26 protein-coding genes are annotated in these 26,774 nt (G+C 33.4%); 13 read left to right on the top strand and 13 right to left on the bottom strand.

Annotation, left to right across the window (positions count from 1 at the left end):
- Positions 1–153: 153 nt before the first annotated feature.
- Together EG814_RS04480 and EG814_RS04475 are read right to left on the bottom strand one after the other, a co-directional pair.
- The gene (locus tag EG814_RS04480) at positions 154–630 is read right to left on the bottom strand and encodes a hypothetical protein (protein WP_125719351.1); all 477 of its coding nucleotides are present in this window, start codon (positions 628–630) and stop codon (positions 154–156) included.
- Between the two features lie 120 nt (positions 631–750).
- Entirely contained in the window at positions 751–2,010 is a 1,260-nt protein-coding gene (locus tag EG814_RS04475) for an aminotransferase class I/II-fold pyridoxal phosphate-dependent enzyme (protein ID WP_125719348.1), read from the bottom strand.
- Between the two features lie 288 nt (positions 2,011–2,298).
- Between EG814_RS04475 and nirK the strand changes: the two genes are divergently transcribed.
- From nirK to EG814_RS04460, 3 genes are read left to right on the top strand one after another with little or no spacing between them, the layout of a single operon-like run.
- The gene (nirK, locus tag EG814_RS04470) at positions 2,299–3,714 is read left to right on the top strand and encodes a copper-containing nitrite reductase (RefSeq protein ID WP_394343506.1); all 1,416 of its coding nucleotides are present in this window, start codon (positions 2,299–2,301) and stop codon (positions 3,712–3,714) included.
- 15 nt (positions 3,715–3,729) lie between these two features.
- Positions 3,730–4,509, top strand: a complete 780-nt coding sequence (locus EG814_RS04465; protein ID WP_125719345.1) for a formylglycine-generating enzyme family protein — start codon at positions 3,730–3,732, stop codon at positions 4,507–4,509.
- Positions 4,510–4,519: 10 nt separating this feature from the next.
- Positions 4,520–5,116, top strand: a complete 597-nt coding sequence (locus EG814_RS04460) for an SCO family protein (RefSeq protein ID WP_125719343.1) — start codon at positions 4,520–4,522, stop codon at positions 5,114–5,116.
- 272 nt (positions 5,117–5,388) lie between these two features.
- Here EG814_RS04460 and EG814_RS04455 read toward each other — a convergent pair whose 3' ends face one another.
- The 5 genes from EG814_RS04455 to EG814_RS04435 form a co-directional block, all read right to left on the bottom strand.
- Positions 5,389–6,621, bottom strand: a complete 1,233-nt coding sequence (locus EG814_RS04455; protein WP_125719341.1) for a hypothetical protein — start codon at positions 6,619–6,621, stop codon at positions 5,389–5,391.
- A 181-nt stretch (positions 6,622–6,802) separates the two neighbouring features.
- Positions 6,803–7,534 (bottom strand): iron-sulfur cluster repair di-iron protein, encoded by a 732-nt coding sequence (ric, locus tag EG814_RS04450; RefSeq protein ID WP_125719339.1) that lies wholly within the window; start codon positions 7,532–7,534, stop codon positions 6,803–6,805.
- 26 nt (positions 7,535–7,560) lie between these two features.
- Positions 7,561–9,795 (bottom strand): nitric-oxide reductase large subunit, encoded by a 2,235-nt coding sequence (locus tag EG814_RS04445; protein ID WP_125719337.1) that lies wholly within the window; start codon positions 9,793–9,795, stop codon positions 7,561–7,563.
- A gap of 104 nt (positions 9,796–9,899) precedes the next feature.
- Complete coding sequence (gene azu / locus EG814_RS04440; protein WP_125719335.1) at positions 9,900–10,427, bottom strand: azurin; 528 nt, start codon at positions 10,425–10,427, stop codon at positions 9,900–9,902.
- Between the two features lie 23 nt (positions 10,428–10,450).
- Positions 10,451–10,900: an RrF2 family transcriptional regulator gene (locus EG814_RS04435; RefSeq protein ID WP_125719333.1), complete on the bottom strand. Its 450-nt coding sequence runs from the start codon at positions 10,898–10,900 to the stop codon at positions 10,451–10,453.
- Between the two features lie 199 nt (positions 10,901–11,099).
- On the opposite strand from EG814_RS04435, the gene EG814_RS04430 reads away from it, so the two are divergent.
- Positions 11,100–11,873 (top strand): NYN domain-containing protein, encoded by a 774-nt coding sequence (locus EG814_RS04430; protein ID WP_125719331.1) that lies wholly within the window; start codon positions 11,100–11,102, stop codon positions 11,871–11,873.
- 36 nt (positions 11,874–11,909) lie between these two features.
- Positions 11,910–13,424, top strand: coding sequence for an FMN-binding glutamate synthase family protein (locus EG814_RS04425; RefSeq protein ID WP_125719329.1), 1,515 nt, complete (start codon positions 11,910–11,912; stop codon positions 13,422–13,424).
- A gap of 45 nt (positions 13,425–13,469) precedes the next feature.
- Here EG814_RS04425 and EG814_RS04420 read toward each other — a convergent pair whose 3' ends face one another.
- The 3 genes from EG814_RS04420 to EG814_RS04410 all read right to left on the bottom strand — a co-directional run bounded on the left by EG814_RS04420 (position 13,470) and on the right by EG814_RS04410 (position 15,760).
- Positions 13,470–13,901 carry a hypothetical protein gene (locus EG814_RS04420; protein WP_125719328.1) on the bottom strand — a complete coding sequence of 144 codons (432 nt, stop codon included), beginning with the start codon at positions 13,899–13,901 and terminating at the stop codon, positions 13,470–13,472.
- 266 nt (positions 13,902–14,167) lie between these two features.
- Positions 14,168–14,575, bottom strand: coding sequence for a hypothetical protein (locus tag EG814_RS04415; protein WP_125719326.1), 408 nt, complete (start codon positions 14,573–14,575; stop codon positions 14,168–14,170).
- 6 nt (positions 14,576–14,581) lie between these two features.
- Positions 14,582–15,760 carry a glycoside hydrolase family 88 protein gene (locus EG814_RS04410; protein ID WP_125719325.1) on the bottom strand — a complete coding sequence of 393 codons (1,179 nt, stop codon included), beginning with the start codon at positions 15,758–15,760 and terminating at the stop codon, positions 14,582–14,584.
- A gap of 399 nt (positions 15,761–16,159) precedes the next feature.
- Between EG814_RS04410 and EG814_RS04405 the strand changes: the two genes are divergently transcribed.
- The 4 genes from EG814_RS04405 to EG814_RS04390 all read left to right on the top strand — a co-directional run bounded on the left by EG814_RS04405 (position 16,160) and on the right by EG814_RS04390 (position 20,221).
- Entirely contained in the window at positions 16,160–16,564 is a 405-nt protein-coding gene (locus tag EG814_RS04405) for a ribosomal maturation YjgA family protein (protein WP_125719322.1), read from the top strand.
- Positions 16,530–17,108, top strand: coding sequence for a non-canonical purine NTP diphosphatase (locus EG814_RS04400; protein WP_125719320.1), 579 nt, complete (start codon positions 16,530–16,532; stop codon positions 17,106–17,108). Before EG814_RS04405 ends, EG814_RS04400 begins: the two co-directional genes overlap by 35 nt.
- Before the next feature lie 204 nt (positions 17,109–17,312).
- On the top strand, positions 17,313–19,232 hold the full coding sequence (locus EG814_RS04395) for a DEAD/DEAH box helicase (RefSeq protein ID WP_125719318.1): 1,920 nt from the start codon (positions 17,313–17,315) through the stop codon (positions 19,230–19,232).
- Between the two features lie 206 nt (positions 19,233–19,438).
- The gene (locus EG814_RS04390; RefSeq protein WP_125719316.1) at positions 19,439–20,221 is read left to right on the top strand and encodes a carboxypeptidase-like regulatory domain-containing protein; all 783 of its coding nucleotides are present in this window, start codon (positions 19,439–19,441) and stop codon (positions 20,219–20,221) included.
- 222 nt (positions 20,222–20,443) lie between these two features.
- Here EG814_RS04390 and EG814_RS04385 read toward each other — a convergent pair whose 3' ends face one another.
- Positions 20,444–21,904: an aminoacyl-histidine dipeptidase gene (locus tag EG814_RS04385; protein WP_125719314.1), complete on the bottom strand. Its 1,461-nt coding sequence runs from the start codon at positions 21,902–21,904 to the stop codon at positions 20,444–20,446.
- Positions 21,905–22,093: 189 nt separating this feature from the next.
- On the opposite strand from EG814_RS04385, the gene EG814_RS04380 reads away from it, so the two are divergent.
- The 3 genes from EG814_RS04380 (at position 22,094) to EG814_RS04370 (ending at position 24,425) form a co-directional block, all read left to right on the top strand.
- Complete coding sequence (locus EG814_RS04380; RefSeq protein WP_125719312.1) at positions 22,094–23,155, top strand: DUF3810 domain-containing protein; 1,062 nt, start codon at positions 22,094–22,096, stop codon at positions 23,153–23,155.
- A gap of 134 nt (positions 23,156–23,289) precedes the next feature.
- The gene (locus tag EG814_RS04375) at positions 23,290–23,784 is read left to right on the top strand and encodes an RNA polymerase sigma factor (protein WP_125719310.1); all 495 of its coding nucleotides are present in this window, start codon (positions 23,290–23,292) and stop codon (positions 23,782–23,784) included.
- A gap of 8 nt (positions 23,785–23,792) precedes the next feature.
- Entirely contained in the window at positions 23,793–24,425 is a 633-nt protein-coding gene (locus tag EG814_RS04370) for a hypothetical protein (protein WP_125719308.1), read from the top strand.
- 85 nt (positions 24,426–24,510) lie between these two features.
- Here the strand turns inward: EG814_RS04370 and EG814_RS04365 are convergent, their stop codons facing one another.
- Both EG814_RS04365 and EG814_RS04360 read right to left on the bottom strand, forming a co-directional pair.
- Entirely contained in the window at positions 24,511–25,320 is an 810-nt protein-coding gene (locus EG814_RS04365) for a lysophospholipid acyltransferase family protein (protein WP_125719306.1), read from the bottom strand.
- Positions 25,321–25,445: 125 nt separating this feature from the next.
- Positions 25,446–26,096, bottom strand: a complete 651-nt coding sequence (locus EG814_RS04360) for an NUDIX hydrolase (protein WP_125719304.1) — start codon at positions 26,094–26,096, stop codon at positions 25,446–25,448.
- Positions 26,097–26,188: 92 nt separating this feature from the next.
- Here EG814_RS04360 and EG814_RS04355 point away from each other — a divergent pair, with 92 nt between their 5' ends.
- Positions 26,189–26,626: a DUF4268 domain-containing protein gene (locus EG814_RS04355; RefSeq protein WP_125719301.1), complete on the top strand. Its 438-nt coding sequence runs from the start codon at positions 26,189–26,191 to the stop codon at positions 26,624–26,626.
- Positions 26,627–26,774 lie beyond the last annotated feature (148 nt).

Here is a 26,774-nt window from a genome sequence, read left to right as displayed (position 1 = left end):
AGTAATCAGTGGTCAGTTTTTAGTGTTCAGTATTATAGAAAAAATATAATTCATAATTCATAATTCATAATTCATAATTCATTATTTTATAAAACATAAAAAAATCCATTCGCCCCCAAACGAATGGATTTTTAGCATTAAAAAGTATTCAAATTAGTCTTTACAATCTACTTTTGTAAGTACATTTTTCTGATCAAATTTTAATTTAGATTTATCTTTAAAAGTAATTTTATCATTTGCTTCTACAGTTTCTCCGTATCCTTCAATAAAAGTAGCATCTCTATTCAAAAAAGCCACTTCGCGTACAGAAGAAATACCTTCAGATGTAAACGTATATTCTGCAATAAGTGTATCTCCTTTCATATTTCCTACCAGAATTCCTTCATTTTTGTCTTTTCCGGTATAATTGTAGCTCAATGTTCCGTTTACTTCCTGATGTGAGTTTACGTTGAAACTTAAATCGACAAAGTTGTCATTACCTGAATAACTGTAACATTGTTTACCTGATGGTTCTACAATTTCTGCTTCTTTTGGAGCACTTGGTGTAATTTCTGGTGCCGTTGTTGTCTCTTTTTTACAGGAAACAAAAAGGGCGAAAATAACTGCTGAGATTATTAATACCTTTTTCATAATTCTTATTTTTATTTTGTGATTATGATATAAAGTTACCTCAATAAAAAAAAATCCATTCGTAGAACAAATGGATTTTTTTTACATAATTCCCACTTAAGAGAATTTATTTATATTAATTTACGAAACGTCAACAGTTGTACGCTCTGCAATTTCTTTATAAGTTCCGTTAACTAATTTCTCTCTAATTGCTTCAAAAGCAGTTAACGTTTCATCAATATCAGCTAATGTATGAGAAGCTGTAGGAATCATTCTCAATAAGATAATTCCTTTCGGGATAACTGGATAAACAACGATAGAAAGGAAAATACCATAATTTTCTCTTAAATCATTTACCATTACCATTGCTTCAGGAATACTTCCTTCTAAATAAACCGGTGTAATACAAGTATTAGTATCCCCAATATTAAATCCTTTTTCTTTAAGACCACTTTGCAATGCATTTACATTTTCCCAAAGTTTATCTTTAATCGCAGAAGACTGACGCAACAACTCTAAACGTTTCAAAGAACCAATAGTCTGGATCATTGGCAATGCTTTAGCAAACATTTGAGAACGTAAGTTGTATTTTAAATAATCGATAACTGTTTTATCAGCTGCTACGAAAGCACCAATATTAGCCATAGATTTTGCAAAAGTAGAGAAGTAAACATCAATCTGATCTTGAACTCCTTGCTCTTCACCTGCTCCAGCACCAGTTTTACCTAAAGTACCAAAACCGTGAGCGTCATCTACTAATAATCTGAAATTGTATTTTTTCTTTAATTCAGCAATTTCTTTTAATTTTCCTTGCTGTCCGCGCATTCCGAAAACACCTTCAGTAATAAATAAAATACCTCCGCCTGTTTCTTCTGCCATTTTAGTAGCACGCTGCAAGTTTTTCTCCATACTTTCCAAATCATTGTGTTTGTATGTAAAACGCTTACCCATGTGCAAACGAACACCATCAATAATACAAGCATGTGAATCAACATCGTAAACAATAATGTCATTTTTAGTAACCAAAGCATCAATAATAGATACCATTCCTTGGTAACCAAAATTCAATAAATAAGCAGATTCTTTCATAACGAATTCTGCCAATTCATTTTCTAATTGTTCGTGGTAAGTAGTGTGTCCAGACATCATACGAGCTCCCATAGGATAAGCTGCACCAAATTGAATTGCTGCATCTGTATCTGCTTTACGAACCTCTGGATGATTAGCTAAACCTAAATAATCATTTAAACTCCAGTTTAAAATATTTTTTCCGTGAAATTGCATTCTAGGACCCAACTCTCCTTCTAACTTTGGGAAAACATAATAACCTTCTGCTTGAGAAGCCCATTTTCCTAAAGGTCCTTTATTGTCCTGAATTCTTTCGAATAAATCTTTTACCATAATATATTGTAGTAATTTTTTTTACGTAATCAGCGAGCAAAAATAATCATTATTAATTTAAAATGAAGAGCCTCAATTATTTTTATTAAAAAATAATCAACAGATTTGCTTTTATCAGATTTACCTTAACAATCCAATAGCGCAATTCTCTAAAAAATGCTTTCGAATTATCTTTTAAACATGATTTTTATCATAATAAAAGACAATTTAGTCCTTTATATTTGATTCATATTTAAACGAAAACAAAACCAAGTAATTATGAAAACGAATAACAAAATTTGGACTCAAATGAACAAGTTGCTATGTTCATTTTTGATGATTTTTCTCTTAGGCAGTTGTAAAAAGGACGAAGCTAAAAATTATGCTGATATTATGACCGAAGGCGAGATGAATGCTGAGTTAACTTCACCTCCTCATGTTCCAAAACCAGTTGGCAACAGAACGGCAATGAAGCTGAAATTAAACATGGAAATTAAAGAACAAGAAGGTACAATGACCGATGGCGTTAAATATACTTATTGGACATTTGGAGGTTCGGTTCCAGGAAGTTTCATCAGAACTCGTGTTGGCGATGAAGTTGAATTTCATTTAAAAAACCATCCTGACAACAAACTTCCTCATAATATTGACCTACATGCTGTAACTGGTCCGGGTGGTGGGGCAACTTCTTCTTTGGTAGCTCCTGGACACGAAAAAGTCTTTAGCTTTAAAGTTTTAAATCCTGGCTTATATGTGTATCACTGCGCAACTGCTCCTGTAGGTATGCACATTGCAAATGGTATGTACGGATTGATTTTGGTTGAACCAGAAGGCGGACTTCCTCCTGTAGATAAAGAGTACTACGTGATGCAGGGTGATTTTTACACTCAAGGTGAATACGGAGCAAAAGGCCTTCAGCCATTTGACATGAATAAAGCGGTAAAAGAAACTCCTGATTATGTTGTATTTAATGGAAAAGTAGGTTCCTTAACAAATGGAAATGAATTAACAGCAAAAGTAGGCGAAACTGTTCGTTTATTTGTTGGAAACGGTGGGCCAAATCTAGTTTCTTCTTTCCACGTAATTGGCGAAATATTCGATAATGTGCACGTTGAAGGAGGAAGCACAGTAAATAAAAATGTTCAGACAACTTTAATTCCTGCTGGTGGCGCTGCAATTGTAGATTTTAAAGTAGAAACTCCAGGAACTTTTATTTTGGTTGACCACTCTATTTTCAGAGCATTCAATAAAGGTGCTTTAGGAATGCTAAAAGTAGAAGGAAAAGAAAATAAAAACATTTACTCGGGAACTATCCAAGAAGGTATTTATTTGCCTGAAGGCGGAACAATCCAAAAAATGCCGGAAACTGCAGCTGCAAAAGCAACAATCACAAAACGTACTGTTGAAGAGAAAGTTAAAATTGGTAAAGAAATTTTTGGAACAACATGTTTTGCATGTCACCAATCTGAAGGGCAAGGAATTCCAAGCACTTTCCCTCCTTTGGCAAAATCAGATTATTTAAATGCCGATTCTAAACGCGCTATTAAAACAATTTTACATGGTTTAACTGGAGAAATAACAGTTAACGGTAAAAAATACAACAACATAATGCCTGCTCAGAATTTATCTGATGATGAAATCGCCAATGTGCTTACCTACATTTATAACAGCTGGGGAAATAATAAAACAGAAGTTACTCCAGAAATGGTAAAAGCTTTAAGATAACAGCAAAACTCTAGCATGAAAAAATACATTTTCATACTTACTATTCTCTTTTTCTCTGCACTTAGTGTCATGAAAGCTCAGGAAAAAGGAATGGCTTTCATAAAAGAGGGATCTTATGTCCCTCTTTATGGAGCTGTTTCTCAAAAACCTGTTGCTGTAAAATCTTTTTATATTGACATTTATCCCGTTACAAATGTTGAATTTTTAGAATTTGTCAAAAAAAATCCATCTTATCAAAAATCAAAAATTAAAGGAATTTTTGCCGATAAAAGCTATTTGTCTTATTGGTCAGCTGATTTTGATTATAGAAATGCAAAACCAAAATCACCCGTAACGAGTGTTTCTTGGTTTGCAGCAAAAAAGTACTGCGAATGCCAAGGCAAACGCTTGCCAACAATGGATGAATGGGAATATGTGGCAATGGCAGATACCAAAAAAATAGACGCACGAACCAAAAAAGAATTCAACGAATACATTTTATCTTGGTACGAGAAATCGAGAACGTACGAAAATGAGATTGGAAAAACTTTCAAAAATTATTGGGGAGTTTATGACATGCACGGTTTAGTTTGGGAATGGACATCTGATTTTAATAGCATTTTTTTATCGGGAGAATCAAGAAAAGATAAAAGCAATGATAAAAACCTCTTTTGCGGAGGCGCTTCTGTAAATGCATCTGATTTAATGGATTATGCAGCTTTTATGCGTTACGCCTTCAGAGGAAGTTTGAAAGCACAATATTCAACACGAAATCTAGGATTTAGATGCGCCAGCACAACAAAACCAAAAATTTAATTTAGTTAAAATGAAAAAAATAATAATTGCTTTTCTTGTTCTTTTCTCCTTTTACAGCTGTAAAGAAGCAGATAAAAAAGAAAACAAATCAGAAACAAATAAGGAAGTTAGTGATTTATCGATTTACAATCTTCCATCTAAATGGACAACGCAGGACGGAAAAGATATTGAATTGAAATCGCTTAGAGGAAATGTCTTGGTTATGGTAATGATTTACACCAGCTGTAAAGCAGCCTGCCCTAGATTAGTAGCCGATATGCGAGATATTGAATCTAAACTGAATACCAATACAAAACAACACGTAAAACTGATTTTGGTAAGTATCGATCCTAAAACAGATACTCCAGAAAGATTAAAGAAGTTTGCCATTGACAATAAAATGAATCAAGATCCTTGGATTTTCCTTCGTTCATCTGAAGAAAATACTCGTGAATTTGCAGCGGTTTTAGCTGTTAATTACAAAAAAATATCTCCAATAGATTTTTCACACTCTAACATTATCAGCGTTTTCAATCCAGAAGGAGAATTGGTATTTCAGCAGGAAGGTTTGGGTGTAAATAATGAAAAGACAATTGAAACCATAAATCAGGAAGCAGGGAAAATATAGATATTTTAAATAGGTTAATTAGTAAGAACAAGAGCAGGTTTATAATAAAATCGGCTCTTGTTTTTTTTATTTATAATGGAGTTCAATTAAGCTTCGGAGAAGCGCAATATTTATAGAAACATTACACATTTTAAAGCTCCAGCGGAGCGACCTATTTATCACGTTAGCAAAATTATATCCCCAATAGGATTCTATATATGTCGCTCCGCTGGAGCTTCTCTATCTACTATCTTATTTTTCTATAAATATATCTTCCATTTGGGACTTTTTTCTTAATCTGTTGCTTTTTCTAAATTGTCAAATTTCAATTTTATTATAGAAACCATCATTAAAGTTAAACCCAAAACCAAAAGAATACTGAATATCAAAATACTCTGAAAATATCCTGAAATACTTCCTCCTCCAAAAAAGAAAAACAAGCCTTGCAAAAACAATAAAACTTCAGTCAAAATATATCCCAAAATAAAAATCTTTACTCCTATTTTTAATGCCGAAGAATTGGAAGAAAGCATTTTATTCTGAAGTAAAATCCCAAACAAAAATCCAGTTATGATTCCTAAAGTCGTTAAATGAATAAAACCAATTACAAAATTTCTGATTTGATGGGACACTTCTGCCAAATTAGGAAAAATAGTCAGTAATTGGATTCCGACTTTCAAAAACAAGGAAGCTAAAGCTAAATCATAAACCAATTTAGTTGTTTTATCTAAAGAACTTCTGAAAGTGCTAATTTGAGATTTTAGCATTTTATAGAAATAAATAAAAGCTCCCAATTGAATTAAAACTCCCAAACAATTGATATAGCTCAAAATATCATTTTCGACAAACCAGCGAACTGGAAAGCAGACGGTTAATAGCGTAGAAATGACCATCAAAAAGTAAAACTTTTTAAATTTTACCTCATCAATTTTATTTTTAAATTGTTTTAAAAACAAAGCCAAAATTGCTAAAATAAACCAGCCATTAAACTGAAAATGAAGAAAAAACTGAATAGCAATTTGATAAAAAGCGCTTTGTTTTCCTAACGTGCTTACAGCTGGACCAAGACACCAGACGCCGCAAGTAGATAAAATCATAAAAAGAATAGAAACAAATAAAAGTCTTTGTGATGGTGATTTGTCTTTGGAACAATCTTTCCAAACTAAACGGCAAAAAACATAGCTCAGCAAAATATGCAGAGTCGAAAAAACAATCGAAAACAAAGCATATCCTTGAATAGGAAAAGCAATCATCATTCCGATTACTGAAAACTCTGTCAGCCAAAATAAACGATTATAAATCGGTTTCTGACTTTTTTCTTTTGGAATAAAAAAATGAACAATCAAAACATAAATGATCAAATAAACCCAGCCTAACATAGCTACATGCGAATGTGCATGAAGCAGAAAGCTGTAGTTTAGAAAATCTAACGGAAAGAGATACATAAACCGCATTAATAATCCGAAAAAACAAGCAATCAGAAAATTAAAAAAACAGCAAAGTATCCAGCTTTTTTGAGAATTCATAACGTGCATTTTATCTGTGCAAACGTAACCAATGATTTTTTAAGCCACGAATTCACGAATTACATTGTCTTTTTTAATTTTAATCCAATTTCATAAATTAAAATTCGTGAAATTAAAATGATTTTCAATTAATAAAGATGGTATGATTCGTGAATTCGTGGCAAAAAAATAAAATTAACCTTTATTCTACTTCAACAAAGTCTTTCTCCAAAAGAACAGCTTTTGGGAATAAAATATTATTCTCTAAATGAATGTGTTTATGCAAATCTTCTTCAAATTCTTTTAGCATTGCAAAAGTTACTCTGTACGTCGTACATGCATCTGCCGGTGGAGTGTAATTATTGGTAAGTTCAGCAATTTCTCTAAAACGCTCTCCTTCATTATCATGCTCGTGCATCATCATCGCGATCGGGTTTGAAACCGTTCCGAAAGAGGGTTGTGATAAAATTCCATCAGATTCTTTCGTTTTCACCATTCGTTTCACAAATGGAAATAAAACCAATTCTTCTTTTTTCATGTGCTGAGACAATTCACCTGCACAACCAATAAACAATTCATTAATTCTGAATAATTCCTGATGATTTGCTCCGTGAACTTTGCATAATTTATCTAAAAACGGAAGCAAAACATTTGTTTTTTCTTCTACATAACGATGATGCGTTTTTTCGATATAATCTGCCAATAAATCCAAAGGCCATGAATTAAAATCGATACTTCCGTTATTTTCTGATTGTGCAACCTGAAGAACATTTTCTAATAATACATCTGCGTCAATATTTTGTTTTTCACAGACTTCGCTAACAGTTCGATTTCCTTTACAGCAAAAATCGATTCTATATTTTGAGAATACTGCAGCAGTTCTAAAATCTTCAGCTACAAATGATCCAATTGTTTTGTTTTTTAAATTTTCCATGATAATCATTTTTTAAGTTTTGTGTTTTATTTTTTGTTTTTTAATGTGAGTTCAAATACAAACCAGGCCATAGTAATGAATCCAATTCCAAAAATGGAATCTCCAATAGCACGAAGCCATTTTAACGTAATCATCGCTGGTTGTTGCATTAATTCTGATGAACGAGCGTACCACATTCCGTGATTAATGCTCTCGATTGCTTGCCAAACTCCAATTGGGAGAAGACTCAAAATTGCCATCAGAAATAATCCAATATTTAAAGACCAAAATGTGATGCTTAAAAGCTTCGTGTTCCAACGTACATTTCGATACAAACTTCTTAGTACAAATAACACCAGACCAATTCCTAACATTCCGTAAACTCCAAACAAAGCCGTATGTCCGTGTAAAGGCGTTGTGTTTAGACCTTGCACATAATACAATGCAATTGGCGGATTAATAATGAATCCGAAGATTCCTGCTCCAAGGAAATTCCAGAAGGCTACTGAAATCATAAAATAAATTGGCCATTTATAATCGGCTATCCATTTTGTTGATTTTGATAATTTATAGTTTTGATATGCTTCAAATCCAATTAACGTCAACGGAACTACTTCTAAAGCACTAAAAGTTGCTCCTAAAGCCATAATTGCAGTTGGTGTTCCAGAGAAATACAGGTGATGAAATGTTCCTAAAATTCCTCCAGCCATGAAAATAATCGTGGCAAACAGTACATTTAAAGTTGCCGTTTTCGTTTTTAATAATCCTAAGCGAACAAATAAAAAGGCAATTACAACAGTTGCAAATACTTCGAAGAAACCTTCAACCCATAGATGGACAACCCACCATCTCCAATACTCAGCAATAGCCAAATTGGTTTGTCTTCCCCACATCAATCCAGCTCCGTAAAACATTGCAATTGCAGTACAAGAAACCAAGAACAAAATGATTAGGTTTTTTTCTTCTGTTTTTTTCTTTAAAACTGGAAGCAACGGGCGAATCATTAAAGCCAGCCATAGAAACAGCCCAACTAAAAGGAAAATCTGCCAGAAGCGTCCTAAATCAACATATTCGTAACCTTGATGTCCAAACCAGAAATTTTGAACTAAATTCAGTTTCTGCATAACTCCAAACCATTGCCCTACCATTGAACCTAAAACAATAATCAATAAAGCAATGAACAAGAAGTTAATACCAAAACACTGGAATTTAGGATCTTTTCCCGAAACTGCCGGAGCGATATACAATCCTGTTGCCAACCATGCTGTTGCGATCCAGAAAATAGCCAATTGTGTGTGCCATGTACGCGTTACGGCATAAGGCAGAATTTTATCAATTGGAATTCCATACAAACCATTTCCTTCAACTCCATAATGCGCCGTTATAATTCCGAAAATCATTTGCAGAACCATCAATAAACTTACAATCCAGAAATATTTGGTCACTAATCCCATCGATTTAGTTTTGCCTTGTTTTATAATCGGATCTTCTTTTGGCAGCGGAAATTCTTCTTCTTCACCCGATTTTGCATGATAGAAAACTAAGATTCCAACACTCAAAATCAATAAAATAATACTTACTCCAGACCAAGCCAAAAGTTCTGTTGTTGCTACATTTCCAACCAACTCATCTGACGGCCAATTGTGTGTGTATGAAATATCTCCATCAGGACGATTCGTAACCGTTGCCCAAGTCGCCCAGAAGAAAAAGGCATTCATTTTATGCATTCTTTCTACATCTGTAATAGAGTTTTTCGGAATTGCATATTCGCTTCTGAGTTTATCAAATTGCGGATCATTCGTAAAAAGACCTTTATAATATTCGCTTAAATATTCAATCGCCGCCAAACGGTTTTCAGAGATCGTAAGAATTCCCGTTTCGGCATTGTAACGATTGGTTCTTACATCCTGCTGTAACCGAATTTTTAAAGCCGATTGTTTTTCGGCATCCAATTCATCATACTTTTTATTAAAATCCTTTTTCGCATAAATATCCAGTATAAAAACCGCTTCTCTGTGCAGCCAATCTGCGGTCCAGTCTGGAGCCACATAGGCGCCGTGTCCCCAGATAGATCCCACTTCCTGGCCTCCTATACTTTGCCAGATATTTTGTCCGTCTTTGATTTCGCTTTCGCTGAAAACAACTTTTCCTGAATCGGTTACTATTTCTTTAGGAACAGGTGGTGCCTGCTGATAAATTTCGTAACCATAATATCCGAGCACTGCAAACGAAATGCTCATCACCAGTGCAAACACTAGCCATAGTTTTTTTTCTCTTTTCATTTCCTTGAGGGAATTTGAAATAAAAGACATTTTTATCTTTTATTGATTTTAAAAAAAACTCCAATTTTTGCATTGGAGTCTGTGGTATTTATTTTTATATTTTATTATTCAACAATTAATACCCCTTTCATCATAGCGACATGGCCAGGGAAAGAGCAAACAAACGGATAAGATCCTTTTTTATCGATTGTAAATTCAATTGTATCTTCTTCTCCACCGCCTAACAATTTAGTATGAGCAATAATCGAAGCTTTTTCAGATTCTGGAATGTAATCAGTGGCTTTAGCGTCATTTGCTTTTAGAGCAAAATTGGCTTGATCTGTTCCTTCTTGTAAAATTACTAAATTATGTCCCATTGCTTCTTTAGGGATTTTACCAACGTGTTTCAAAGTCAATTTGATTGGTTTTCCTGCAACAGCTTTTAATTCGTTTGTGCTAAACTGCATCTGATCGTTTCCTTCGATAACTAATACATTTTCTTCAGTTGCTACAGCCGTAGGAGCCGCCTCACCTTCAGTCGATGTTTCAGTTGCCTCAGTTTGATCTGCTGGAGCTGTTTCTTTTTTACCGCAAGAAGTTATTGTTAAAAATCCCATTAGGATTAATAGTGAAATTTTGGTTTTTGCATTCATTTTTTAAGATAATTTATTTAATGTTAATCGTTAATATTTAATGTTTTTAAAAAGAAATCACCCGATTTTACGTCTGAGGCGAGTTGTTCTAAAGTCGTTTTAGTCAGCATTTCTAAAAGCAGACCCCGTATTTTCTTAAATTCGTGATGAACAGGACACGGATGCTGTTCTGAACATTCTTTTAAGCCAATACCACAACCGCTGTAAATTTTATTTCCGTCTATCGCATCGACAATCTGAATTAATCTTATAGATTTTGATGCTTCTGGAGAAACTTCAAAACCGCCTCCTACTCCTTTTGCAGAATGTATAATACCATTTTTGGTTAAAATCTGCATAATCTTAGCGGTAAATGGTTCTGGAGAATCGATTTCTTTTGCCACATCTTTTATGCCAACCCTAATCCCTTTTGAAGATTTGGTTGCAATAAATATTGAGGCCCTTATTCCGTATTCACACGCTTTTGAAAACATATTTCTTTAATTGTTCTCAGCAAAGATATGGAGCTTTTGCATAAAAGACAAATTTATCTTTAATTAATTTTAGAAGTATCGAATATTATTTATAATGAAACTAATTAGTGCTGATAAAAACACTTATTCACCATTCAATTCTTATAAAAACCAATTTTAATTTTAACTTTGAGAGTATTTAATTTTAAATATTAAAATAATGCCTTTAAGCAATTCAAAAGATTTAAAACTGGCAGTTCTTATTGATGCAGACAATGTGCCGTACAGCAATGTAAAAGGCATGATGGAAGAAATTGCCAAATTAGGAACGCCAACCACAAAAAGGATTTATGCCGACTGGACAAAACCAAATGCAAATGGCTGGAAAGGCGTTTTATTAGAACATGCCATTACTCCTATTCAGCAATATAGTTATACCGTTGGAAAAAATTCGTCAGATTCTGCTTTAATCATTGATGCCATGGATTTGCTTTATTCTGGCAAATTGGACGGATTCTGCATTGTTTCTAGTGATAGCGATTTTACCAGACTTGCTGTAAGACTTCGCGAATCGGGTATGAAGGTAATTGGTATTGGAGAAAAGAAAACACCAAATTCGTTTATTGTTGCCTGCGACCGATTTATTTATATTGAGGTATTAGACGGAGCTATTCAAAAGAAAAAACCAAAAGCTGCAGATACTAAAAAACCGGTAGAGAAACCTTCTGATAAAGCATTGCACAAAATAGACAAACAAACTATTGAACTTATAGAAGATACTATTACAGACATTGAAGATGATGATGGATGGGCATTTTTAGGAGATGTTGGAAATCTGATTGTGAAGAAAAAACCTGAATTCGATCCTCGAAATTATGGCTATCCTAAACTAACGCCAATGCTTAAATCATTGACCGATATTCTGGAAATTGATGAAAGAGAATCGGACAAAAAAGGAATCAAACATGTTTATGTGCGTTTGAGATTCAACTAAGATTACATTTATTACCTATTTTAATTTTTTAAAAACATGAGAAAAAAATTCTTTATTTACGGATTCTTATTGTTTCTAATTGTTGCCGCAATTTATTATCAAACTGGACGCGGTTATTTACTTGTTTTTATTATTCCGCTTTTATTGATTGTTGGAGTTTATAATGCTTCGCAAAAGAAACATGCTATTTTACGAAACTTCCCTGTTTTGGGTTATTTTAGGTATTTGTTTGAAATGATTGCGCCTGAAATTCAGCAGTATTTTATTGAAAGATCTACAGACGGAAAACCTTTTTCTAGAAATCAGCGTTCATTAGTCTATCAAAGAGCAAAAAATATTGATTCGAATACGCCTTTTGGAACACAATTAAATTTGAATACCGAAAATTACGAAGGAATAAAACACTCTATTTTTCCAGCAAAAGTAAATGAAGAACTTCCTCGCGTATTAGTTGGCGGAAAAGATTGCAAACAGCCTTATTCTGCTTCTTTGTTTAATGTTTCGGCAATGAGTTTTGGATCATTAAGCGAAAACGCCGTTCGTGCTATTAATATTGGTGCTAAAAAAGGAAATTTCTACCAAAACACAGGAGAAGGAGGATTAACCGATTATCATTTAGAAGGAGGCGGAGATATTACTTGGCAGATTGGTACGGGATATTTTGGATGCCGCGATGCAGAAGGAAATTTCAGTCCTGAAAATTTCTCTGCAAAGGCTAATCTTCCGAATGTAAAAATGATTGAAATTAAACTTTCGCAAGGTGCAAAACCAGGTCATGGAGGTGTTTTGCCAGCTGCAAAAAATACGGAACAGATTGCAAAAATTAGGGGTGTACAGCCACATACTATGATTCTTTCTCCTCCTGGACATCATGCTTTTTCTGATGCAAAAGGATTGATTCATTTTATAAAACAATTGCGTGATCTATCTAACGGAAAACCAATTGGATTTAAATTGTGTATTGGAAATACTGCCGAATTTGAAGCCATTTGCCAGGAAATGATTGCCGAAGACATTTATCCAGATTTCATAACTGTTGACGGAGCCGAAGGAGGAACTGGAGCTGCTCCACTTGAATTTGCAGATGGTGTCGGAATGCCTTTTGAACCTGCCTTAATTTTCGTTAATAAAACTTTAGTCCGTTTAGGAATTCGTGATAAAATGCGCATTATCGGAAGTGGGAAAATCATTTCTGGCTATTCTATTTTACACGCCATTGCATTGGGAGCAGATATGTGCAACAGCGCGAGAGGATTTATGTTTTCTTTAGGCTGTATCCAAGCGCTTCGCTGCCATAATAACGAATGTCCTACTGGTGTGGCTACGCAAAATAAAATGCTGATGAAAGGTTTGGTTGTTACAGATAAATCTGAAAGAGTTTTTCACTTCCATAAAAATACACTTCATGCTGCAAATGAACTTTTGGCTGCGGCCGGAAAAACATCTTTTGCCGATGTTGATATTAATATTTTTATGCGCGGAGATGAGTTTACCAATTTATCTGAGCTTTATTTCCCAGATAATTTGAAAAACGTTACTCAGTTCTCATAAAAAAATCCTCTTCTGAAGAGGATTTTTTTATCTATAATTTTCCAATTATAATTTTGCAGTTTCTTTACTTGCATTTGCATTTCCTTCTAAAACTGCCAATTGTTCTTGACCTACTAATTCTTGCGCTAAAATAGCATTATTATAGGCTAAGAAATAAACATCAAACTTTACCCCTTCTGCAATAAGCGAAGATGAAATCTGATCATTCTTGATCATCTCTTTCAACAGATCTGGAAAAGATTCTTTGTAGGCTAATTTGTTTGCATCATTTTCTTCTAAATTGGTTTCAATCCTAATTTCAATTTTATTGTCATTTAGAAAAGCTTTTGCTGTTGTGCTGGTAATACCGCTTCCTTTTATAGAAGACGAATTATTGTAATTACTTACATGCTCCTGAATTTTCTGCTTGGTATTTTTACAGCTAACTAAAAATAATGCAAAAGCTATAGCAAATGCGATTTGGGTAATTTTTTTCATAATTTTTTGGTTTAATAGTTATTTTTTAACTCAAACATAATTAATTCATGACATAAAAACAACATTCGTGCTCAAAAATCATAGACATAATTATTTGACTACAAACTGATTATATACTTAAAACAAGAATATTTGTAGGAATTAAAAAGTTTGTTTTTCGGCTAATTTTATGTTACAAACACAAAAAAGTCTCTTTAAATAAATTTTAAAGAGACTTTTAATATGTAAGAATTAAAATGGTATGTTTTTCTATAAAAACTAATTTATTATTTTAAAAAATCTTTGAGAGATTCGCCAGTTAGTACTTCTTTGTCTAAAACTGTATTATCATCTGCTAGAAAATATACATCAAACTGAACGCCTTCTTCAATCAGTTGTCTTGGAACTTGATCTTTATCAATCATTAGTTTTATCAATTTCGGAAAAGAAATATCAGCTTCCGATTTATTCGCTTCATTTTGCTCTAAATCGGTTTCAAAACGCAGTTCAATCTTATCGTCGTTTATATAACCTCTTGCTGTAGTAAGGGTTACGTTTTCGGCTCTAAAACTTGGAGCTATAGTCTTATTATAAGTAACGACATACTCTTGAAGTTTTTGTTTGGTATTTTTACAGCTTACAAGTATTAAAACGGTCATTAATACTAAAGCAACTGAGGTTATTTTCTTTCTCATAATTTTTTATTTTAATTTTTGAAGTCTTAATAATGCCTCAAGATAGTAATAATCTGCGTAATTTATAGAACAATCGATCTCACTTCCTGCAGGTTTATGACCAGTTGAATGCAATAAAAATGCTGAATTGACATCATGACTCTGATAATGGTCTGAAAGCGATACTATCATTTTTTTAGATTTTGTCAGATACTCCTTTTTTAGATTCTTCTCTTTTGTGTACGAACTTAGTTCTAAAAGTGCTGAAGAAACAATTGCAGCGGCAGAAGCATCTCTAGGTTCGTTCGGAATATTTGGAGCATTAAAATCCCAATACGGAACTAAATCTTCTGTTGTCAATTTATCCAAATAAACACGAGCTAATTTATGAGCAAAATCTAAAAATTTAGGATCTTTTGTTTCTCTATAAGTCATTGTAAAACCATAAATAGCCCATGCCTGCCCGCGCGCCCACATGCTGTCATCACTATAACCTTGTGCCGTTCTGCCTTTTATCTTTTTTCCAGTTTCGAAATCATAAATAATTACGTGATAAGAAGTATTATCTGGTCTAAAATGGTTTGCCATTGTAGTTTCAGCGTGTTTTACAGCAATATCATAAAGTTTTTTGTTTCCTCCATTTTTTGAAGCCCAAAACAATAGCTCCAAGTTCATCATATTGTCAATAATCGTATTGTGACCGCCCATTTTATTGTGAGGCCAAGACTGTATTGTTCCTACTTTCGGATTAAAAAGCGTTGCTAATGTATCAGCAGTTTTTAAAATAATTTCTTTGTATTCTGGATTTTTTGTCAAACGATATCCGTTTCCAAAGCTATTAAAAACCTGAAAACCTAAATCGTGATCTCCTGCTTTAGAAATAGATAATGGCGTTAGAAAACGAGTAAATTTATCGGCTTCCTTTTCCCATTTTTTATCTTTTGTTGCTTCGTACAGAAACCACAATTCTCCAGGCCAGAATCCGCTTGTCCAATCTTTGTAGCCAACAAATTTCCATTCTTTGCTTCCGTTTGGAACTGTTCGCGGAGAAGTTCCGTCGTTCGGAATTACTTTTAAGGTTTTTGAAGCTTGTTGTGCGCAATAATCCAATTGCTTTTTAATATTAAATGAATTGTCTTTTTGAGAATAGCCTTGATTTAGAAAAAGAAACAAAGCTGCAATCAGTGTAAAAAATTTTGCCTTCATGTGGTTATTTTGATAGATCGTTAATTGAACTGATAAATTTATGAAATAAAGTAATGTGGAAGAGGAATTGTATTTTTTGTACCGTAAAAATGTACTTTTGAGGATATCTAGTCTACGGAATAGTTTTTCCGCAAAGATTCACGAAGATTTACGCAAAGGTTCACGAAGATTCTATCCCTAAGAGTCGCAAAGATTTTCCGTAGAGACGTACTGCAGTGCGTCTAACATTTAGTATTGCCATAACTTCGAAAAATAAAAATACGTTTGGGATACTAACAAGGCTTCGACTCCGCTCCTACTAAAATATTTTCTCTTTGTCAAAGTTCAAAACTTTGACAAAGTGGACACGTCAAAAGTGTTTAAAAGAATTGTAGATTTGCTTCTATAAAAAAATCAAATTTGAAAAAACCAAGAATCTATTATTTTTTAGTTTTTCTAAGCATTATTGTTTTGGGAATACTTTCAAGAAAAATATCTTTTATACCTCTATGGATTGGTGATTTTCTGTATGCTGTAATGATTTACTTTTTTGTTCGAATCTTTTTTCCTGAAAAAAAGTCTCTGTTTGTAATACTACTTTCTCTTTTTATATGTTATAGTATTGAGTTTTTACAGCTTTATCAAAGCGAATGGATTATTGAACTTAGAAAAACACTTTTTGGCAGATATGTTCTTGGACAAGGGTTTCTTTGGTCTGATATTCTTGCTTATACTTTTGGAATTGCCATTGCCTTTATTATCGAAAAATCATTTTTAAAATATTATAACCATGAATCTCGTTTTTGCATCAAACAACAAAAATAAAATAGCAGAAATTCAAAGCATGCTTCCAGAAAGCATTACCATATTAAGTTTAGAAGATATTAATTGTTTAGAAGACATTCCAGAAACTGCCGATACAATTGAAGGAAATGCCATTTTAAAAGCCAATTATGTAACTCAAAAATATGGCTACGATTGCTTTGCAGATGATACTGGCTTAGAAGTGCATGCTTTAAATGGAGAACCTGGAGTATATTCTGCTCGATATGCAGGTGAGCAAAAAAATGCAGATGACAATATGAACAAGCTTTTAGAGGCTTTAAAAAATGAAGAAAACCGCAGCGCCCAGTTCAAGACAGTTATTACTTTAAACCTAAAAGGAAAACAATATTTATTTACAGGAATCGTTAAAGGAAATATCACATTAGAAAAAAGGGGAACAAATGGTTTTGGTTATGATCCTATTTTTAAACCAGAAAATTACAGCGAAACCTTTGCTCAACTGCCTTTAGAAACCAAAAACACTATAGGTCACCGCGGAAAAGCTGTTAAGCAACTGATTGATTTTCTGAATACCACAAAATAATTGTTTCAAATACAACATTTTAAGTCGTAAATTTTAGATTTCACGACTGTTTTTTAATTGAAATTATTCATTTTACAGACAATTTCATTTTATCAAATCTCTAACTTTTTGATAATCAAATCTTAACAAATATACAATTCTTTAAAATGCATTAGTTTTTCTGAATAATTAACAGTAATTTTGCACCCTATTTTAAATACATATATGAATAAATTTGAACAATTAGGATTGAATGAATCGTTACTGAAGGCGATTTTAGATCTAGGATTTGAAAATCCGTCAGAGGTACAGGAAAAGGCGATTCCCCTATTATTGGAAAAAGACACAGATATGGTTGCGTTGGCTCAAACAGGGACAGGGAAAACGGCAGCTTTTGGTTTTCCGCTAATTCAAAAAATTGATGCTGACAATAGAAACACACAAGCATTAGTTTTATCGCCAACACGAGAACTTTGTTTACAGATTACCAACGAACTTAAAAACTACTCAAAATACGAAAAAGGTATTAATGTGGTAGCAGTTTACGGCGGAGCTAGTATTACAGAGCAAGCCAGAGAAATTAAAAGAGGAGCACAAATTATTGTGGCTACTCCGGGGAGAATGCAGGATATGATCAACAGAGGTTTGGTTAACATTAAAAATATAGATTATTGTATTCTTGATGAAGCTGATGAGATGTTGAACATGGGATTCTATGAAGACATCGTATCTATTTTATCAGATACTCCAGACGAAAAAAGTACATGGTTGTTCTCTGCAACTATGCCACAAGAAGTTGCTAGAATTGCAAAACAATTCATGAGCGAGCCATTAGAAATTACTGTAGGAACAAAAAATTCAGGTTCATCTACAGTATCTCACGAATTTTATTTAGTAAATGCACGTGATCGTTACGAAGCTTTAAAACGTTTAGCCGATGCTAATCCAGATATTTTTTCTGTCGTTTTTTGCCGTACAAAAAGAGATACACAAGCTATTGCTGAAAAATTAATTGAAGATGGATATAGCGCCGCTGCGTTACACGGAGACTTGTCTCAAGCACAGCGTGATGGTGTAATGAAATCTTTCCGCGGAAGACAAATTCAAATGTTAGTTGCTACAGACGTAGCTGCACGTGGTATTGACGTTGACAATGTAACTCACGTTGTTAACTACCAATTACCAGATGAAATTGAAACGTACAACCACCGTTCTGGACGTACGGGTAGAGCTGGAAAATTAGGTACTTCTATTGTAATTGTTACAAAAAGTGAATTGCGTAAAATTTCTTCTATCGAAAGAATTATCAAACAGAAATTTGAAGAAAAATCTATTCCGTCTGGAATTGAAATCTGCGAAATTCAGTTATTGCACTTAGCAAACAAAATTAAAGATACTGAGGTTGATCACGAAATTGACAACTATTTACCAGCAATCAACAATGTTCTTGAAGATTTATCTAAAGAAGAGTTGATTAAGAAAATGGTTTCGGTAGAATTTAACCGTTTCATTGCTTATTACAAAAAGAATAGAGATATCTCTGTTTCTGGTGGTGAGAGACGTGAAAGAGGAGATTCTGAAGGAAGAGAATTTAGCAACAACGGTGCAGTTCGTTATTTTGTGAACATCGGTTCAAGAGACAATTTCGACTGGATGTCTTTAAAAGATTACTTAAAAGAAACATTAGACTTAGGTCGTGATGATATCTTTAAAGTTGATGTAAAAGAAGGATTCTCTTTCTTTAATACAGATCCTCAATTTACTGACAAAGTAATGGACGTTTTAAACAACGTACAATTAGAAGGTCGTCGTATTAATGTTGAAATCTCTAAAAATGATGGCGGCGGAAGACGTGACCACAATAACCGTGGTGGTGGAAGAAGCTCTGGCGGAAGAAGAGACGGAAACTTTGCTCCAAGACGCGAAGGCGGATTTAGAAGCGATAGAAATTCTTCAAGAGACGGAGGTTCTCGTGATGGAGGTTCACGCGAAGGAGGTTTTAGAAGCGATAGAAATTCATCTGCAAGAAGAGAAGGTGGTTTTAGAAGCTCTGCTCCAAGAACTGAAGGAGGTTCGGATAGAGCTCCAAGACGTTCTGAAAGCTTTGGCGATTCATCAAGACCAAGAAGACCAAGAAGAGATTAATAATTCAATTTCTTAATACACAAAATCCCAAATTCCAGACGTACTTGGAATTTGGGATTTTTTTTACGAGAATTTCATCCTCTTTAAATCAGTTTTGTAATTCAAAAAAGCAATGCTGCAGCCTTTGTTAATTTTCTTATAATTAAATTCCCAGACTGCGAGATATTTAATCCCGATTTACTACTTTTAGAACTTTAAAACAGGATATGAAATATTTCGCAATTTTCTTTTTTACTCTTTTCGCCAACCTTGGTTTTGCGCAAGATACGCAAGATTCACAGCCAACAGTCCCACAAAGAGTTTCAGGTTACGTTATTAACGACGACAGCAAACAACCGCTTTCTGGCGTAAACATTATTAACACCAATAAAGTTCGTGGTGCAAAATCTGACGAAAAAGGGTATTTTGAAATTGATGTACAAGTCAACGATACACTTCATTTTTCTATTCTTGGGTTTCAATCGCTAAGAATTAGAGTTACAAATGACTGGATAAAAAATAAAGTAACCAGAATTCAACTTACCGAAAAAGCAATTGCTTTAGAAGAAGTTGTCATTGCTCCTTTTTCTCTAACAGGATATCTTGAAATTGACTCTAAATTAATTCCAACAAAAGAAAACTATCGTTATAGTATATCTGGACTTACGCAAGGTTACGAAGCTGGAGAATATGCTCCAAATGCCTTCGGAAAAGTCCTTGGATCTATCTTTAATCCCGCCGATGTACTCTATGGCTTTTTTGGAAAAAATGCTAGAGAACTGAAAAAACTAAAGGAAATGAAAAAAGATGATACAGTACGAACGCTTTTAGAATCGAAATACGATCGAGAAACCGTTGCAGTATTATTAGGAATCAGCAAAGATGAAATTCCTGAAATTATGCACCGCTGCAACTATTCTGATTCTTTCATTCAAAGTGCAAACGATTTGCAGATTATGGATGCGATCAGTGCTTGTTACGAACAATATAAAGTTTTGAAGAGAAACTAATTCTGAAGTGGTCAGTGGTCAGTTTTTTTTAGTGATCAGTATAAGCTAAAAAAGTGTTCTGTATCAAAAAAAATATACAAATAAAAAAAGTGACCATTGGTCACTTTTTTTATACTTACAGTTTCATTTTTAAAGAGCAGCAAAACTGAACACTATCCCGAAGGGACTGAACACTGACCACTTTTTTAGACTGAATACTAAAAACCCGAACACCGAACACTACTATTTAACTGGAATATTAGAAAGAATTTCTAAAACAAATTTCCAATATTTTTGTGCTGAAGAAATACTTGCTCTTTCGTCTGGAGAGTGCGCTCCGTGAATTGTTGGTCCAAAAGAAATCATATCCATGTCTGGATAATTTGTTCCTAAAATACCACATTCTAAACCAGCGTGGCAAGCCACAACTTTAGGCTGTTCTCCGTTTTGTTTTTCGTAAATGTCTTTTAAAACTTCTAAGATTTCAGAATTCACGTTTGGAGTCCATCCCGGATAAGAACCTGAAAGCTCTACTTCGCAGCCGACCAATTCAAAGGCAGAACGTAATGAATTAGCCAAATCAAATTTTGAAGATTCAACAGAAGAACGCGTTAAACAACCTACTAAGATTTCTCCATCTTTAATCACTACACGAGCAATATTGTTTGACGTTTCAACCAAATCTGCCATATCAGCGCTCATTTTATACACTCCGTTCTGAGCTGCATAAATTGCTCTAATTATGCCTTCTTGAACTCCTAAATCCATTACTTTTTCAGGCAAATCGCCTTTTACGATTTCAATAGACAAATTAGGCTCGGTAGTTTTATATTCCGCTTTAATATCAGAAATAATTTCCTGCATATCATAAACATAAGCCTCATCAAACATTTGAGAAATAATTACTTTAGCAACGCTTTCTCTCGGAATTGCATTTCTAAGACTTCCTCCATTCACTTCAACGATTTGCAAACCAAAATTTTCAAATGCATCAAACAACAGACGATTCATAATCTTGTTAGCATTTCCTAAACCTTTATGAATATCCATTCCCGAATGTCCACCGTTTAAGCCTTTTACGGTAATAGTATATCCAACAGAACCTTCTGGAACTTCTTCTTCATGATACGTTCTAGTTGCTGTTACATCAATTCCTCCAGCACATCCGATATCAATTTCATCATCTTCTTCTGTATCCAGATTCAATAAAATCTGACCTTGAAGAATACCGCCTTTTAAGTTTAAAGCTCCTGTCATTCCAGTTTCTTCGTCAACTGTAAATAAAGCTTCAATTGCAGGATGCGGAATATCTTTACTTTCTAAAATAGCCATAATCGTTGCCACTCCTAACCCATTATCAGCTCCAAGTGTTGTGCCACGCGCGCGAACCCAGTCACCATCCACATACATATCGATCCCTTGTGTATCAAAATCAAAAACAGTATCTGCGTTTTTTTGATGCACCATATCTAAATGTCCTTGCATTACAATCGGTTTACGATTTTCCATTCCTGGAGTTGCCGGTTTTCTGATGATTACATTTCTGATCTCATCTTCGAAAGTTTCTAAACCTAAGCTGTTTCCAAAGTTTTTCATAAACTCAATCACACGCTCTTCTTTTTTCGATGGACGCGGAACAGCATTTAAATCTGCAAATTTGTTCCAAAGTGCTTTTGGCTCCAGATTTCTAATTTCTTGACTCATTATATTTTGTTTGATGTTTAACAATTAAGAGCCTCAAAGTTACAAAGTTTAAACGCTTTTTTGCCACGAATTTCACAAATTAGCACAAATTATAATGGTTCCAAAGTTTTACCTAAATAATCAATTAGTAAAAATTCGTGCAATTCGTGGCTAACTTATTTTTATATTTACTTATCCAAAAAAATTACTGTGAAATCAAAATACGTTTTACCTTTATTTCTTCTTGTTCAAATCATTTTTTATAAAATCCTTCCTTACTTTCCAGATTTTATCGAAGGCTTTTACAGCAAGAATTTATTCATTAGAATTTCTCATTTTTCAAGAACGCTTTTAGGTAAAATTCCATTTTCTGTCGGCGACATTATTTATGGTCTTTTACTAATTTCTATTATCAGTTGGTTTTGGAAAATTAGAAAAACATGGAAAACAGACTGGAAAGATCATCTTTTAACCATCTTAGGCAAAATCTCTGTTTTTTACTTTTTCTTCCATTTGCTTTGGGCTTTTAATTATTATCGTAAACCTCTTTTTGAGAAGATGGAAATCAAAAGAGAATATACAGATGCAGATCTTTTGGCTTTCACTAAAAGGTTAATTGCAAAGACAAACGAAGTTCATTTTCAAATTACAAAAAATGACAGTGCTAAAGTTGTTTTTCCGTATTCGCAGAAAGAATCATTTCAGATGATTTTAAACGGTTATGATAATTTGGCGAAAGAACACCCATACTTTAAATACAAAACGTTGAGCGTAAAGAAATCACTGTTCAGCGTTCCATTAACTTATATGGGATTTGGCGGTTATTTAAATCCGTTTACAAACGAAGCTCAGATTAATTATTTGTTGCCAATGTACAATTTTCCTCTGACCACATCTCACGAAATGGCTCACCAAATTGGTTTTGCCAGTGAAAGTGAATGTAATTTTATAGGTGTCCTGGCGTCTGTTAAAAACGAAAATCTTTATTACCAATATTCAGGATACAGCTTTACCTTAAGTTATTGTTTAGGAATTTGGAAGCATAAAAATGAAAAGATTTTTAACCAGCTAAAGAAAACTGTTCACGTTGGAATTTTAAAAAACTATAAAGAAAATCAAGATTTCTGGAAAAAATACGACACGTTTATCGACAAAGGTTTTCACTTTCTTTGGGACAATTTCTTAAAAACAAATAACCAAAAAGACGGAATGGAAAGTTATAGTAAGTTCATCGATTTAACGATTAATTATTATCGAGATAAAAACTTTTAATCATTTAGCTACAGATTAAAGAATTAGAAAGGATTTATAAAACATTTCAAAGAGATCAATAAAATCTTTTAATGTGTGGCAAAAAAACTATTTTCAACTGTAACAAAAATGATTTCACTACTACTAATATAAATATGAGCGAAAATCTAGAACAGTCATTTGTTGCGCAGCTGCAGGCAAATCAGAATATAATCCACAAGATTTGTAGATTATATACTGCTGGCGAAGATGCTCATAAAGATCTGTTTCAAGAGATTACCATTCAGCTTTGGAAAGCTTATCCAAAATTTAGAGGCGACAGTAAATTTTCGACTTGGACGTATCGTGTTGCCTTAAATACAGCGATTACCTTATACAGAAAAACCAAAAAAACTATTTCTACCGTAGATTATGAAAATCATCAGCATTTTGTAAAAGATGTTGACTATAATTATGAGGAAGAAGAACAGATAAAACTGATGTATAAAGCAGTTTATCAATTGAATGATATTGAAAAGGCATTAGTTTTTATGTATTTAGAAGACAAAGATTATCAAGAAATAGCTGAAACCCTAGGGATCAGCGAAGTGAATGCGCGTGTGAAAATGAACAGAATTAAGGGGAAACTTAAAAAAATACTAAATCCTTAAAAATTATTATGAAAGAACTGGATTTACTAAAAAAAGACTGGCAAAAGAACACTGCTTCTTTTCAACAAATTTCTGAAACGGAAATTTACAAAATGATTCACAAAAAATCATCGTCTATTGTAAAATGGATTTTGATCATCAGCATTTTGGAAATTTCTTTCTGGACATTTTCAAACTTATTCATCAATACAGATGATGTATTGCGAAAAATGAATCATCCTGAAATTGTAACCGCTTTAGAATTTTTAACGTATTTCAATTATGTTGTAGTATTAATTTTTGTTTACATCTTTTATAAAAATTACAAAACCATTTCGACTACAATAGCCACAAAATCGTTGATGGGTGCTATTTTAAAGACTAGAAAAACGGTTCAATATTATGTTTGGTACAATTTGGGAATGATTGTAATTACAGCAATTCTAAGCTTTTTTATCGCTTTTGTCTACAATCCAGATATGGAGTTTCTTCGAAATAAACTAGCCATGAACGGAAAAGCCATGTTCGTTACAATTGGAATATTATTTCTTGTAATTTTAGGCTTCTTTGGATTGTTCTGGTGTTTCTACAGAGTTATTTACGGAACGCTTTTGAGACGTTTGTATGCGAATTATAAGGAGTTGAAGAAAATAGATTTTTAATCAAAGTTACAAAGTTCAGAGTTACAAAGGGACAAAGCATTTGCAACGTGAAACCTGAAACTTGAAACAAAAAAAAATTAGAAATCTAATACTCCCATTGTCTCAATCTGTTGAGTTCTTCCTGTGCTTTTATTTCTTCTGCTGGAATAACTTTTAAGAATGAAGGGTGTTGTTCGATTGCGTATTCTACTTTTTCTACAATTTGTTCGATGGTATCGTTTTCATAATCAATATCAAGAGGTTCTTTGATGATGAAAGATTGCAGAATTCCTTTTTTCTTTAATCGAAGTCCTTTTTTGTCAAACGAACGGCGGAAACCATCAATTACAATAGGAATAACGATTGGTTTGTGCTGTTTGATGATATGTGCGGTTCCTTTACGAACTGGTTTAAACGATTTGGTAGTTCCTTGCGGAAAAGTAATAACCCAACCATCTGCAAGCGCTATTTTAATATTTTCAGTATCGTTCGGATTTACATCACGTTTTTCTGTAACATCTACTCCTTTTGCCCTCCAGGTTCTCTCTACAGTTATAGCTCCAACATAGGCTAAAATTCTGGGTAATAAACCAGACTGCATAGTTTCTTTGGCGGCAACATAATAAATGTTCATTTTTGGTTGCCATAAATAACCGATATTCTTAATCGTATCCTGACGTCCTGATAAACTGGCATTAAAGACGTGAAACATAGCTACAACGTCTGCAAAATAAGTCTGATGATTGGAAATAAACAAAACATTAGTATCTGGAAGCGTTTTAATAATCTCAGATCCTTCAATCTGCAATTCATTAAAACCTCTATACCTCTTATGGGTCATCGCACCAAGAACTCGGATTAACCATTTCTTGATGAATAATATATGCCCAAAAGGATTTCGCTTAAACAATCCCATAACTAATTTGTCTTATTTTTTGTGAGTTCGCAAACATACAAAAATTATTCTTTTAGCAACACATTTACACAATTTCTACAATTAACACTTATTCAAATGAATATCAAAACGTTAAAAAAACATTATCAAGCTTCTTTTGCAATTGCAGCTTTCAAAACATCTCGCAATTCGTTTAAAATCATTGCTGTGGCTCCCCAAACCACATGATTTTGAATATTAAATGCAGGAACCAAAATATTTGCTCCGTAAGAAGTTGATAATCTGGCTTCGATTATAATCTCATCATTTAAAAAAACAGAAATAGGCAGTTCTATAATTCCGGCTACTTCTCGCACATCGGGATAAAAAGAAAGTTCTTCTTTAGCAATTCCTAAAAACGGATGCACCAAAAAATTGCTTGGCGGAATATACATAGGAGAAAAATGTTTGATTACCTCTATTTTATCGCTCGTAATTCCGATTTCTTCATGTGTTTCTCTAAGTGCTGTGGTTTCAAAATTTAAATCTTCCTTTTCATATTTTCCTCCTGGAAATGCAATCTGAGCCGAATGGACTCCATCATAAGCATTTCTAACGATCAAAACCAGATGTGTTTTTTCCTGTTTTGGATAAAACAGCATCATTACTCCCGCCATTCTAGCGTTTAGTGCTTCGATATCAAGATTTTTTAATCCCACTATACGCTCTTTTGGAGCCATTTTTAAGTGTGATGTCACTGCTGGCAATTCTACTGGAATTATATTGGGAACATATTTCAAAAAGTCTTGAAAATTCATAATCAAAGCTTATTTTTGTATTTTCAAATAAAACATAAATATACTTCAGAAAACGCAGTACCGCAAGTTTTCTAATCTTAAAGCCTAAAAAAATGTACAGCAGAGAAGAATCGCAAAGAATAAAAAGAGAATTTTGGGTAGCTTTTGCCGAAAAATACCCTCGCAAATGGGTGCTTTATGATACCAAAATCAAAGATTTCTCTTTTAAATTTTACGTTGATAATAAAAAGGCACAAGTTTTAATTGACATTGAACACCGAAGCGATGAAAAACGTATTGCTTACTTTGAAAAATTGGAAGCTTTAAAAAATATTCTGGAGGAAGAATTTATTAAGAACCTAGTTTTTGAAAAAAATTACACGCTTGAAAGTGGTAAAAACATCAGCCGAATTTGGGTCGAAAAACTAGAAGTTGGTTTTAGCAATAAAAATACTTGGGATACTATTTTTGATTTTTTCAATGAAAATATGCACGCTCTTGAAATGTTCTATTTAGAGTATGATGAGTTTATTAAGGATGTGGAGAATTAAAGGTTCTGAGGTGCTAAGGTTCTAAGAAACTAAGGTTCTCAGTTTATATAGCAAACCCGACAGGTTTTAAAAACTTGTCGGGTTTATTATTTAAATATGTTTATGATTGAAAAATTAAAGCTCAGAACCTTAGAAGCTTAGCATCTCA

The organism is Flavobacterium ustbae, assembly GCF_003946915.1.
In the GTDB taxonomy this organism is placed as follows: Bacteria; Bacteroidota; Bacteroidia; order Flavobacteriales; family Flavobacteriaceae; genus Flavobacterium; species Flavobacterium ustbae.
The sequence above is the reverse complement of the archived record's forward strand: the minus strand, read 5'-3'. Positions and strand labels throughout refer to the sequence as shown.